The following is a 12,307-nucleotide window of genomic DNA, read 5'->3' as shown; positions in this document are numbered from 1 at the left end:
TGTCGTGAATGCACGGCTGTCTATGCCGCCAGGGGCGGACGGCGATGGCTGTCGCGGTCGACGAATTCAACCGCGTGAAGCTCCTGGAGATCTTCGGCAGGCTCGCCGGCGATGGCGCGCAACAGCAGCGAGGCGAAGGTCGCACCGAGGTTCTCGCCGGTCATGCGCATGGTCGAGAGCGGCGGGCTGGTGAAGGCACCCATCGGCAGGTCGTCATGGCCGACGATGCTGATCTGGCTGCCACCGTCGACTTCGCGCAGTGCCCGCAACGCTCCGATCGCCATTTCGTCGGTGGCGCAGACGAGGGCCGTCGGACGCGACGGCTGGCGCAGGAGTTCCAGGGCTGCGAGATAACCGCCCTGCTCGAGCGGCGCCCCTTCGGCGCAGAGATCGATCGCAAGCCCGCATTCCTCCATCGCCGCCTGCCAGCCGCGGCGACGGACATGCGCGAAGTAATATTCCTGGGGCCCGGCGATATGGCCGATGCGCCGATGCCCCGCCGCATGGAAGCGCAGCGTCGCGGCGCGGAACCCGGCAAAACCATCGCCGTCGATGAACGGATGGGGGACCAGGCTTTCGGTGCGGCCGTTGGTGACGAAGGGAATGCCCCGCGACTGGAGGTATTCGACGCGCTCGTCCTTGCGTTTGGTGCGAACCAGCAGCATGGCATCGACGCGGCGCCCATCGACGAAGCGCTGGCATATCTCAAGTTCGCTGACACCCCGCGGCACAGGCGCGATGACGAGATTGAGACCGGCCGCAGCGAGATGTTCGGCGCAGCCTGACAACATGTCGAGGAAATGAGGGGGGCCGACGTGGCCAGGATCACTCGGCAGCGTCACGGCGACCAGTTCAGCGCGCTGCTTGCGCAACCGACGAGCGGAGGCATTCGGCCGATAACCTGCGGTCTCTGCTGCCTCACGAACCCGCGCGCGGGTGGCCGCGGACACGTCGGAATAACCATCAAGTGCTCGGGACACAGTGGTAATCGACAGTCCGAGCGAATGCGCCAGCTGTTTCAGATTAGCCAAAATCTTCCTCCCGAATTGAAATAAGCATTCTCCAAAACGTTTTGGGAGTCAACCAAAACGTTTTGGAGATCATCGGGCGCCTCAGCTCGGTGAGGACTTTCCCTACTCCGGTGAAGCGGCCCCTCGTACGTCGCCATCTTGGCGAACATGACGGCTGAGACAGCGTCCAGCCAAAGTCGTGCCAGCAGCACCAGTAGAGCGGCCGGACAGAGAACCGAGTAGTTTCGCGCTATGTTGGGCCATCTGCGTGCGCAGCTAACGACCTGAACATTGCCGCAAATGAAGATCGCGTCACGCCTAGCGCGGCACTGGAGAAAGCGGGAAGTACAACTTTTCCATGGTGGTATCTCGATGGGAGGACCTGTTGATTCTCACGAACCGCTGTTCCATCCTCGGCGAGGCGGGAGAATCGTGGAGATGGCACCAGATCCTACTCAAGCAATCCTATGTCAGGACGCCCAAGGACATGTCATAAAGGTGCTCCGCGTCCCCGATCAAAAAGGGGATCGGTACTTTTACATCGACGGCCATCAAACCTCTCGGCTGCTCATCCTGCAGGCCGATGGAAGCTTCCTGGAAGCTATAAACTCGAGAAGGTTTTTGCCGATTGCAATCGAGTCCTCCAACGTTGTCTTCCCTCGCAAGGGCTGACCTAGCAACATGGGGCGGGGGCAAAATGGTGATGAACATTCTCCCGGAGCCGAGCCAGTGGTCGGCGCGCGGCCCGAACGAGAAAGAGCGCCGCTACCCTCCCCGGCCAGCGACGCTCCCTGCAGACGTGGCGACCGAAGTCAGATCATCAGAATGTAGACGATCTCGTAGGGTATCCGGCTCGACGATCCCGATGCGATTGTCGGCAAGCACGAAGTAGCGGTACGAGCGATAGGCCGGGAGAATTTCGACGACCCTCGGCGGAAGCGGATGCAGTTCCACCGTTTTGGGGACCGCAACCCCGACCGATACGCTGAAGCTCGGCTTGGTCGGATCGACCTTGTTCTCCACGATGATGTTTCGAATTTCGGTCTTCTGTTCACTGGAGACCACTCTTTTCGCGCAAGGATATCCGCTGCTTATCTAAACTTGGAGGTGAAGGTCGAGCAAAGCCGTCAGACGCAAGTGATTGGGCCATGGAACTAAGCGGCTTAGCCGTTGTTCGGCGATTTCCACCGACCCAAAGTAAAAAGGGAAATCCTTTGAGCGAATTGCGCCAGGAGTTTGAGCTTCGAAGAGATTTTCTGCCGACGGGCCAGGAGGACGAGTGGATTTTACCTCGCCGAACGATATCAACGGTCGGTGGTTCGTCGACACCGCAAAGTTCGGAGTCATCGCGGCCGCTGGTCATCGACCTCGATGGCACCTTGGTCCGATCCGACCTCCTGATCGAGACCGCGTTCTCTGAACTCAGGCGTCGCCCCTTTTCCGTCGTTGACCTTGTCCTCTCGATGTGCAGGGGAAAGGCTTGCCTCAAGCACCGCCTTTCAGCACCGGCGGATTTCGATCCGGCTATCCTGCCCTTTGATCTCGAGGTTCTGAACTTGATCCAGACGGCGCGGGAAGAGGGACGTCAGGTTTATCTCGCGTCCGCGACGCACGAGCGCCTTGTCTCCCGCGTTTCCGATCATTTAGGTGTCTTCACCGGTTGGTTTGCAACGGACGAGATGACAAACTGCGCTGCCAAGGTGAAGGCGGAAAAGCTCGTAGCGGCCTTTGGCAATGGCGGCTTCGACTATGTTGGCAACGACGCCGCAGATCTACCTGTATGGCGTCATGCCGGAAAGTCATATGCAATTCGGACGTCCGCCAGGGTGGCCCGGCAACTGTCACGTCAATGCGACAATGTCGAACATCTTGCGCACGACAAGCCGACCTGGCGCACTTGGGCGCGGTTGCTGCGGGTGCATCAATATGTCAAGAACGGGCTCGTCTTTATCCCGTTGCTGACAAATCAGCTCTTCGACGTCCACAGTCTCGCCAATGCCGCTCTGGCTTTGGTCGCCTTCTCGCTTTGCGCGTCGAGCGTCTATGTGCTGAATGACCTGGTCGACCTGCAGGACGACCGCGGACATCGCAGCAAATGCAGCAGGCCGCTGGGTTGCGGCGATATCCCGCTCTCACACGCGCTCATGGCAATCCCCGTTCTCCTGCTGCTGTCGTTTATGGTTGCCGTCACGATTTCACCCGCCTTCATGTTGGTTCTCGCCGGATACTTTGCGTTGACCACCGCCTATTCATTCTTTCTGAAGCGGAAGATAATCCTCGACGTCGTCACCCTTGCCGCTCTTTACACCGCACGCGTGGTGGGAGGCTCGGCGGCGATTTCCGTTTGGCCTTCTCCTTGGCTGCTCGCCTTCATGATGAGCTGGTTCCTCTCGCTTGCACTCGTCAAGCGATATACGGAGCTCATTTCACGCCGAGCCGCGAACCTACCCGACTCCAAGAGCCGCGATTACAAGAATGGAGACGTCGGCATGATCGGCGCGTTGGCGGCGGGGGCCGGGATGAACGCGCTGACATTGTATGCTCTCTACGCTGCAAGCGACAGCGTGCAGGATCTCTATACACGGCCAGGGATTTTATGGCTGGCGGGACCAATCCTGGCTTGCTGGATTGCCCGCATCCTGTTGCTGGCCCATAGGGGGCAGATGCATGACGATCCGGTCGTATTTGCGATCAAAGACAGGGTAAGCCTCGCGACTCTGGGCGTTGCCGGCGCCTTTGTGGTCGCCGCGCTTTGAGGTGAGCGAGATGCGTTCCTATCATATGCGTGAAGGGACTACGACCCGCATCGCAGTTCGCTATGTCGCGTTCGCGATCCTCTCGACTTTGGCGAATTTTGCAGTTCAGGCGACTGTCGTGAAAATCTACCCGTCGCAAAGCCTTGTGCCGTCAATGTTCGCGGGCACCGCCGCTGGGTTCGGGCTCAAATACTTCCTCGATAAAAGGTGGATCTTCTTTGACCGATACGAGTCGCATGGTGACGAATTGCTCAAGATCGTCCTTTACGGCCTGTTCAGCGTCGTGACGACGGTCATATTCTGGGGGTTCGAAATCGTCTTCTGGACCGTTTGGAGATCGGATATTGCGAAGTATGCGGGCGGGGCGGTCGGTCTGACGATAGGCTACGTCTCAAAATTCGCGCTCGATCGAAAATTCGTGTTCAAGTTGGAGGGGGCGTGACAGACCGATGGAGGGATGGGGACGTTATCCGCGCCATGAAAGTGAAGTGCTTGTTTGCAGGCTGCCGGAAACGCTGTCTGGAACGGTATCGTCGGGAGCGGGTCTGATTGCTCGCGGCAACGGCCGCTCGTATGGCGATGCCGCGATCGGTGAGCATCTCACGTTGACCTGCGGTGCACTGAGTCGGATGAAAAGCTTCGATGAAATGAACGCGTCGCTGACCGTCGAAGGTGGCGTCATGCTGTCAGACATACTCAGGTCATTCATCCCCCGGGGCTATTTCCCCCCGGTGGTCCCGGGTACGAAGTTTGTCACGATTGGCGGAATGATCGCATCCGATGTGCACGGGAAGAACCATCATCGCGACGGTGGGTTCGGCGAGCACGTTAGCGAAATCAAACTGGTTGTTGCCGGTGGTGAGATTGTTACCTGCAGCAGAGCCAAGAATTCGGAGCTTTTTCTCGCGACGCTCGGCGGTATGGGCCTGACGGGCGTCGTCGCTGAAGCCACCTTTACGCTGAGGCCCATCACTACCGGCTGGATTGTTCAAAAGACGGTCGTGACAGAAAACCTCGCCGATACGCTGAAAGCCTTGAAGCAAACAGACGACGCCACCTATTCCGTTGCCTGGATTGATTGCCTTTCGCGGGGCGCTTCGCTCGGCCGCTCGCTGATCTTTGTCGGCGAGCACGCCAGCCCGAGCGACATCGCTCAAATGCCGAAAGCAGCGCAATTCCCTCCCTCCAAGGCCGCCCGTCTTTCGCTGCCGGTCGACCTGCCTGGTTGGGCGCTCAACAGGGCGAGTGTTTCCGCATTCAACGACCTTTACTATCGGCTGGGTGCCCGCAAAGCAGCCCGAGCCTCGTTGGTCCACTGGGACAGCTACTTCTTTCCGCTTGATGGTCTGCTCGAATGGAATCGCCTCTACGGCAAGCGCGGCTTCCTGCAGCATCAATGCGTAGTGCCTGACGAAAATGCACTTGCGGTTCTGAGCAGTATGCTCGATCGTTTCGCTCGTTCTGGGAAAGCCTCATTCCTGGCCGTTCTGAAAAGGCTGAGGGGTGGCGCAGGCCTTCTGTCATTTCCGGCGCCAGGGTATACTCTCGCACTCGATCTGCCGGTCGCGCCCGACGTGTTCCAGTTGTTAGACGAAATTGACAAGCTGGTTGTCGCGGCGGGAGGGCGACTCTATCTCGCCAAGGATGCGAGGCAATCCCGTCATACTTTCGAAGCCGGTTACCCCCGACTGCAGGCGTTCAAAGAGGTGCGACGAACAACGGGGGCCGACCGTCACTTTAGTTCCCAGCTGGGAAAAAGGCTTGGCATATGAAAGCCATCGGCAAGGCACTGCTCCTGATTGGCGCGACGTCGGATATTGGTCGTGCGACTGCCCTGGTCTATGCCGAGGCGGGCTGGGACATCCATTTGGTCGGACGCAGGCGTGAGCTTGTCCAACGTGAAGCCGATGACATCGTCACGCGCACCGGCGCCGCCGTCACCGCCCATGAACTGGATATTCTTGATATCGACCGCTTCGAAGCCTTTCTGAGCACCGTGTCGCCATTGCCTGACACGGCCGTTTGCGTCGTCGGCGAACTCGGCGAGCAGGCCCGCGCCGAAAGGGAACTCGAACACGCAGCCATGGTAATGCGGACAAACTTCGAAGGACCGGCTTTGATGCTCGGCCTCCTGGCTAGCCGCTTTGCCGCGCGCGGGTCCGGCACCATCGTCGGCATAAGTTCGGTCGCGGGCGACCGCGGGAGAGGATCCAACTATGTGTATGGCGCCGCGAAAGCTGGCCTGACGGCGTTCTTGTCCGGTCTCAGAAACAGACTATCCACAGCCGGGGTACGCGTCCTCACCATCAAACCCGGTTTTGTCCGAACGCGGATGACTGATGGAATGAAGCTTCCACCAGTGCTTACGGCCGAGCCTGCAGAGGTCGCTCAAAGGATCTTTGCCGTGGCCGATGGCAGCAAGGGAGGGGACGTCGTCTATGTCCGGCGCATTTGGTATCCGCTCATGGCGATAATCCGAAGCATACCGGAACCGATCTTCAAGAGGTTGCGGCTGTGATCGAAACCTGGGGAATAGAAGATAGAGATTGCCCTGGCCGCTTCGTCGTCCGTATGTTCCATCTTGTTGATCCGCTTTTTCCGCACGCCGATGCGGATCAAGACCTGTCCTCGGGAAGGACGGGGTCTAGATGAGGCGCCGCCTTTTTTCCACACAGGTTGCGCTCCTGGTGGTCGCGGCAATTTGTGCCGCGATGCTTGCCATTCCTGGACGGACCATCAACACCGCTTTCATCAACGACGTTTTGATATTCATTGATGGAGCGCATCGTATCGCTGTCGGGCAGGTGCCAAACCGTGATTTTCATACGGCGCTCGGACCGTTGGTCTTCTATATCCCTGCCTTGGGATACCTCCTGTCCGGAGATTTCGGCGCCGCGATACCGATGGGAATGGCACTCCTGGTCATCGCGTTCATGCCTGCGATGATCCGTATCCTTCTTTCGCGCCTAAGCTCTCCCTCAGCCATCGCCTTGGGCATATTCCTGATTCTTATTCTCGCGGTCCCGATCAATCTCGGAAGTCCGGTCCGGCTTCTTTCTTTCGCGATGTTCTACAATCGCATCGGCTGGGTCGCTCTCGGGCTCATCTTGGTGATGTACCTGAAGCCGAGATCCAACGCCGCGCGCAACGACGTTGCAGACAGTCTCGCGACGGCCTTTCTTCTACTTGTCCAATTCTACACCAAGGCGACCTACGGGCTCTGCGGCCTAGCCTTTCTGATCTTCCTGCTGTTGGACCGGCAGCAGCGCTCCTGGATCCTGCTCAGTCTGTTCCTGACTGCACTGGCAATGATCGTCATCGAGTTCTTCTGGCGCGGCACGCTTCAGCACATAGAGGATCTGCGGGCCGCCGCACGGGTCAGCGGTGATCATGACGTCCGCAGCATACTGAAAAATGTCCGTGAGAATTTCTCGGATCTGGTGGTTTTCACGATCTTTGCGCTGATCGCCTTCTGGCGCATCCGCAGCCTTCGAGACCTGCTCTACAGTGGCTTCTGCGTGGGTGCAGGATTGGCAATCATCAACCAGAACGCCCACAGCTGGGGTATCATCACCCTCTATTGCGGCGCGGCAGTGCTGGCGGAAAAGGCACGGCGCTTTCAATCTGTCGACCCAAGCGCGCAAATCGAGAGGCCTGCTCGTCTTGTCGCTGCACTGCCGCTGCTTCTAATCTTCTTTCTCTTGCCGCCCATCGTCCACCACGCTGAGGCGATCGCTCTCCACACGGCACTTGCGGCGGAGAACGTGGGCAAGCCCCTTGGCCCTCCGCTATTTGAGGACGTCCGGGAAGTCGATCCGCCCGGTGGGGAGCCTGATTTCATTCAGTGCTACCTCGATAGTATCGAAAGCGGAACGGCCCTACTACAGGCCCTGCCGATCCCGCTGGAGCGGGTATTCGTGCTCGATTTCGTCAACCCCTTTTCCGCAGGGCTCGGGATACGCCCTCCCACAGGTGACACTGCGTGGTTCCACTGGAACCGCAACATCAATGAGAAGGCCTATATCCCACCGGAAGCACTGTTCGCCGACGTGAAGATTGTGATGGTGCCGCAGGCTGGCATCAACAGCCTGCCGTTACAGGAGCTGTATGGCCCGTTCATTTCGAAGAATTTCGACATGGTGCAGAAAACGCCGGAATGGACGATTTACCAGCGACCGCAGGCCGGGTTGGAAAGCGAGGCGCGGTGACGCAGGCAGTGAGGTCGATGCCGGAGCAGGAAGGCGCATCGCCACGGGCTGGCCGCCAATACATCTGGTGGGCCACCGTCGTGTCGTTTGCTCTGGTGCTTTCAGCTCTTCTCGCTCTGCCCAGCCAGACGATCACCAGCAAATACGTCAACGATCTCTTCGTCTTTCTCGACGGTGCGCATCGCATCTGGTCGGGACAAGTTCCGAACGTCGATTTCCACACCTCGCTTGGAGCACTCACCTTCTATATTCCCGCTGCCGGCTATGGCCTTTCGGGAAGTATGGGCGGCGCGATGCCAGTGGGCATGGCTATAGTTATCCCCCTGTTCGCGGCCGTTGCCGCGGCAATTCTCGGCAGCCGTATGCACAAGGCGCTCGGCTTGCCCTTGGCAGCATTTTTGCTTTTGCTCGTCGCGGCTCCTGCCAATCCGGGAGAACGGATCGGCGATCTCACATTTGCGATGTTCTACAATCGGCTGGGCTGGGCCTCGCTCGGTCTTCTTTTGGTCATGTATCTGCCCCGCCTATCCAGCGCTGGGAGCAAGGTCGTAGACGCCGCCTGTGCAAGCTTCCTCGTATTGCTCATGCTCTACACAAAGATCACCTATGGCGTTGTAGAGCTCGCATTTTTGGTCTTCCTGGCAACCGACCGACGCCAAATCGGGTGGGCGGCGCTGGCGCTTGGGATGATCGCGAGCAGCGTCGTTGCAATCGATCTTCTCTGGGGCGGCAGCCTCAACTATCTCGCGGATCTGCGCCTTGCAGGCGAGAACAGCGGCGGGCTCCCGACACTCGGCGCTCTGGGGCACGTCTTTCTGAACAATCTCGCCGACTTGGCTGCTTACGTACTTGTCGCTGGCATCTTTCTTATCCTCGCACCCAGCTACCGGCATCTTTTTTTTATAGTTTTTTGCGGCGTAACCGGTGTGCTGCTCATTGAACAGAACTTTCAACGCCGGGGCATCCTGACGCTGGTTCCGAGCGCAGCTGTAATCACGCAATATCTTCTGAAGGCCGAGCTCGCTCGACTGCACCGGAAGGCTCCCTTTGTCTTGGCGCTACTGTTGGCATTTCTGCTTGTGCCGGCGGCGATAAGCAATGCCGCGGCTGTTGCCATTCATGCCCGTTACGCCATTGCCGGGCGGGGCGAGCCTATGCCGCTGCCGGCATTTTCGAGAGTTCGGCTTGTCGAGACATGGAGTGTTGGTCAGTACGACTATTTTGTGCAGTATAATCAAACTCTGGTCGAGGCCGCGGACGTGCTGTCCCAGTTGGGCGCTCGCCAAGCGACTGTCGCCGTGTTGGACTTCGTCAATCCGCTCTCGGCCGGCCTGGCGCTCCGGCCGCCCGTGGGCGATAGCGCCTGGTATCACTGGGGACGGACGCTCGGTCCCGACTACCATCCACCCGCGGAGGAGATGTTTGCAGATGTCGACCTGATCCTCGATCCCAAATGGCCAATCGAGATCTGGACGGCGAATGGCATGCGCGACGTTTTTGCTCACTACATCGCCCGCCATTTCGATAAGGTACGGGAGACAACGAACTGGCGAATCTACCGCAGGAAAACATGAGCAGCAGACTGCCTCCCTCGCTCAGCAGCGATCAGACCGATGAGGAGCAGGACGAGGGCCCAGGCGTAGACCGAGCCGACCCCTAATTGCGCTAGGCGGGGAGCACCGAAGTAACCGAGTATGACTGGGACCGGTATCACCAGAGGTGCGGCCGACAGCCATGTCCAAGGCCGCTGCCAATGATGCAAAAACACCGGAAGGAGGAAGAGCGTATAGTGGATCCAGCCAAGCGGCGACGCCTGGAGGGACGCCAAGAGCGCAAATCCGCTGACGACGATCACTGGCGGCCGGCGGAAAAAAGCCCACGCTGCCAGCGAAAGCAACAATGCGACAGCAAGAGCGGTGCCCACGGCCGGGAGGCCCGCCCGTGCTGCAAGTCCTGCAAACGAAGCGTTCGTCAAGAACACCGCCCGCCCGCCGTCCGTCGCCACCAAATGCAGCCAATCCAGGTAGATTCCGGGCCCGAAGATGACTAAAGGGACCGCGGCTATGACGACGGCCGTTGCAATCGTCACGACGCTCGGCATGCGGTGGCCCGCGAGAAAAAGCAGCACGGGCCAGACCGAAAAATTCGGTTTCATCGAGATCAACAAACCGATCATGATGCCGGCAACCAAATGGTCACCCTTTTCCAGTCGGAGCCAGGCGACGATGCAGGCCAGCACAAGCGGCGTGTAGATCTGGCCGAGATAGAGCAAGGTCGTCGGCTGGGTGGAGGAGATCCGCCGGGATCGCCGGCGGCTGCAAGATCGCATCGGAAGAGCAACTGTCGTTGCACCACTGGGACGACAATCCGCAGGATACCATGAGACCCCATCGTTTCATCAGCGACCTCTGCTTCCCCTAACGTCAAGCCATGCGATGGCGGCGTAGAATTGCGACAAGCCGGACAACCAGCATCAATCCGATAACGACCATTGCGGGCCAGTACATCGAATTCACCGCGGCGCGTTTTCCGAAGTTCAGCAAGAACGACACCCAGATGTACCAAGCGCCCAAAGTGTGGAGCCAATACCAAGTTACCGGTCCAATAAAGGCGGCCGTTCGGTCAAACGAGGTGAGCGTCATCAGGATGATGAAGGCATAGGCGATACCACCGCCAATGTAGCTACCAATGTTCGTCAATTGCAGGAAGAGCGTTGGGTCAAGCCTGGCGAGAGCGAACAGCGCCGCGGCATGGATCGCATGGGACACGGCGAACGACACGCCGAGGTAACGACGGTTCTGTCGCAGCCACCGCGTTGCAGGAGACGGGAAAAGGCGCTCCAGGCTTGACGCCGTGAAAGCCAGCGCGAAGAGCACCAGCGACGTGCGGGCCGTCAGCCGGATCACTAGACGCGCCGCCTCGACAGATGACGGGCTCATCGCGGCGGCGACCGCCGCCATGATCAGCAACGACAGCGAGATGAGAGCCGTAAGTTGCCAACCCTTCCAGACTGAATTTTCCTTCGCAGACATGTAGGCCTCCCGTTTATGTAAACACTGATTACTTCAAAGGAAGGCGTTTTGCAAGGGCAATTATAATCAATGATTACATTCGAGGGACGGATCGGCTATCGTCGCAAAATGACGCCAAAATCACTGCCAGCTCGCGCTAACTACCACCATGGAAACCTGATCGAAGCTCTCCTTGAGGCTGCCATCGTACTCATCGAGGACAAGGGCGTGGAATCGCTGTCTGTGCGTGAAGTGGCCAAACGCGCCGGAGTTTCGCCCGGCGCACCATTCCGGCATTTCAGCAGCAAGACGGCATTGTTGACGGCTGTTGCCGAACAGGCAATGAGCCGCCTGACCGAAGCTGTGTCTGCGGAATTGCAAAGAGCAGGCGACGACGATCCGATTGCTGCGTTGCGCGCAGTCGGCCAAGGCTATCTCAACTGGGTCTTGGCCAATCCCACACATTTTCAGGTGATAAGTTCGCGCACGCTGATCGACTTCCACGGTTCTGAGAAGCTCGTCGCGGAAAATGAAGCTATTCGCTTGATCATGGTCCAGTTGATCGACGATGCTCGAAGGCTCGGCCTGCTTCGTGACGGCATCAGCAGCGAGGATCTGATCTTCTCCTCGCGAGCATTTATATATGGCGTGGCGAGAATGTGGATCGATGGGCATTTCCCGGAGTGGCGGATTGAACGCCCCGCCGAGGCGGCAATGTCCGCAGCACTTGATATGTTCATTCTGTCTATCGGCGCTCAGGTGGGGCAAATATCACCGCCGGCACCTGAACGCGATAGGTAGGGATACTGGCAACATTCGGCAGCCCTTGCTGCGGCGTATGGAGCAAAACGCCAGATGACCTCGTCATACTGCTTCGGGTCTTGGTAGACGCCGAATGATTTTGCCGCATAATCTTCCAACGAAAAGCCTGGCGCGAAAGTTCGAGGGCGACGCAAGGTTTTCCGGCGGACTGGTCCTTACCGACGCTCCGGTCCTTCCCCGTCAGTACCATCTTTCGAAACATCCCCTTCTCGCGCATGGCCGGATGGCGGTTATCCGGCCATGCCCATCTCGCGAAGCCTGCCCTGCGGCACGAATTTGACAGGGCGGTGGAGCGAACCCACCTCCTGGAGGTGTCCCTCAAGCGCCCCAAGAACTGCACGGTCCTTATCTCCTGTGACGGAACGCACTCTCGGGGTTGAAACGACGACAGCCAGCATCGATGAACGGCATCGACCGATCGAGATATGGCTTGTTGACGTTTGACGGTGCCGACCTGTTGTCGCCATCGGAACCGTCAAAGCCAGCCCTTGTCTTGTGTG

11 protein-coding genes are annotated in these 12,307 nt (G+C 58.8%); 7 read left to right on the top strand and 4 right to left on the bottom strand.

Annotation, left to right across the window (positions count from 1 at the left end):
• Positions 1-20: 20 nt before the first annotated feature.
• Complete coding sequence (locus C5J26_RS15605) at positions 21-1,031, bottom strand: LacI family DNA-binding transcriptional regulator (protein ID WP_105402586.1); 1,011 nt, start codon at positions 1,029-1,031, stop codon at positions 21-23.
• A 744-nt stretch (positions 1,032-1,775) separates the two neighbouring features.
• Positions 1,776-2,075, bottom strand: coding sequence for a DUF1236 domain-containing protein (locus tag C5J26_RS15595; RefSeq protein WP_172723920.1), 300 nt, complete (start codon positions 2,073-2,075; stop codon positions 1,776-1,778).
• 236 nt (positions 2,076-2,311) lie between these two features.
• Here C5J26_RS15595 and C5J26_RS15590 point away from each other — a divergent pair, with 236 nt between their 5' ends.
• The 6 genes from C5J26_RS15590 (at position 2,312) to C5J26_RS15565 (ending at position 9,548) form a co-directional block, all read left to right on the top strand.
• Entirely contained in the window at positions 2,312-3,766 is a 1,455-nt protein-coding gene (locus tag C5J26_RS15590) for a UbiA family prenyltransferase (RefSeq protein WP_371674249.1), read from the top strand.
• Positions 3,767-3,776: 10 nt separating this feature from the next.
• On the top strand, positions 3,777-4,208 hold the full coding sequence (locus C5J26_RS15585) for a GtrA family protein (RefSeq protein ID WP_105402582.1): 432 nt from the start codon (positions 3,777-3,779) through the stop codon (positions 4,206-4,208).
• Positions 4,209-4,215: 7 nt separating this feature from the next.
• Positions 4,216-5,538, top strand: a complete 1,323-nt coding sequence (locus C5J26_RS15580) for an FAD-binding protein (protein WP_105402581.1) — start codon at positions 4,216-4,218, stop codon at positions 5,536-5,538.
• A complete protein-coding gene (locus C5J26_RS15575) occupies positions 5,535-6,284 on the top strand; it encodes an SDR family oxidoreductase (RefSeq protein ID WP_105402580.1) in 750 nt (249 codons plus the stop codon). Before C5J26_RS15580 ends, C5J26_RS15575 begins: the two co-directional genes overlap by 4 nt.
• A gap of 130 nt (positions 6,285-6,414) precedes the next feature.
• Complete coding sequence (locus C5J26_RS15570; protein WP_105402579.1) at positions 6,415-7,974, top strand: hypothetical protein; 1,560 nt, start codon at positions 6,415-6,417, stop codon at positions 7,972-7,974.
• Positions 7,975-7,991: 17 nt separating this feature from the next.
• Positions 7,992-9,548: a hypothetical protein gene (locus tag C5J26_RS15565; protein ID WP_105402789.1), complete on the top strand. Its 1,557-nt coding sequence runs from the start codon at positions 7,992-7,994 to the stop codon at positions 9,546-9,548.
• Here C5J26_RS15565 and C5J26_RS15560 read toward each other — a convergent pair.
• Together C5J26_RS15560 and C5J26_RS15555 are read right to left on the bottom strand one after the other, a co-directional pair.
• Positions 9,530-10,246, bottom strand: coding sequence for a glycosyltransferase family 87 protein (locus C5J26_RS15560; RefSeq protein ID WP_172723921.1), 717 nt, complete (start codon positions 10,244-10,246; stop codon positions 9,530-9,532). The genes C5J26_RS15565 and C5J26_RS15560 overlap by 19 nt on opposite strands.
• Positions 10,247-10,397: 151 nt before the next feature.
• A complete protein-coding gene (locus C5J26_RS15555) occupies positions 10,398-11,006 on the bottom strand; it encodes a hypothetical protein (protein WP_105402577.1) in 609 nt (202 codons plus the stop codon).
• A 69-nt stretch (positions 11,007-11,075) separates the two neighbouring features.
• On the opposite strand from C5J26_RS15555, the gene C5J26_RS15550 reads away from it, so the two are divergent.
• Positions 11,076-11,786 (top strand): TetR/AcrR family transcriptional regulator, encoded by a 711-nt coding sequence (locus tag C5J26_RS15550; RefSeq protein WP_210201864.1) that lies wholly within the window; start codon positions 11,076-11,078, stop codon positions 11,784-11,786.
• Positions 11,787-12,307: the final 521 nt, after the last annotated feature.

The sequence above is a fragment of the Neorhizobium sp. T7_12 genome, assembly GCF_002968535.1.
Taxonomy (GTDB): domain Bacteria; phylum Pseudomonadota; class Alphaproteobacteria; order Rhizobiales; family Rhizobiaceae; genus Neorhizobium; species Neorhizobium tomejilense.
The sequence above is the reverse complement of the archived record's forward strand: the minus strand, read 5'-3'. Positions and strand labels throughout refer to the sequence as shown.

What these genes read in the sequence shown, in the direction of transcription:
- C5J26_RS15575 (WP_105402580.1), top strand. Translation starts at nt 5,535, where the DNA reads ATGAAAGCCATCGGCAAGGCACTGCTCCTGATTGGCGCGACGTCGGAT.
- C5J26_RS15550 (WP_210201864.1), top strand. Translation starts at nt 11,076, where the DNA reads ATGATTACATTCGAGGGACGGATCGGCTATCGTCGCAAAATGACGCCA.
- C5J26_RS15565 (WP_105402789.1), top strand. Translation starts at nt 7,992, where the DNA reads ATGCCGGAGCAGGAAGGCGCATCGCCACGGGCTGGCCGCCAATACATC.
- C5J26_RS15585 (WP_105402582.1), top strand. Translation starts at nt 3,777, where the DNA reads ATGCGTTCCTATCATATGCGTGAAGGGACTACGACCCGCATCGCAGTT.
- C5J26_RS15580 (WP_105402581.1), top strand. Translation starts at nt 4,216, where the DNA reads ATGGAGGGATGGGGACGTTATCCGCGCCATGAAAGTGAAGTGCTTGTT.
- C5J26_RS15570 (WP_105402579.1), top strand. Translation starts at nt 6,415, where the DNA reads ATGAGGCGCCGCCTTTTTTCCACACAGGTTGCGCTCCTGGTGGTCGCG.
- C5J26_RS15555 (WP_105402577.1), bottom strand. Translation starts at nt 11,006, where the DNA reads ATGTCTGCGAAGGAAAATTCAGTCTGGAAGGGTTGGCAACTTACGGCT.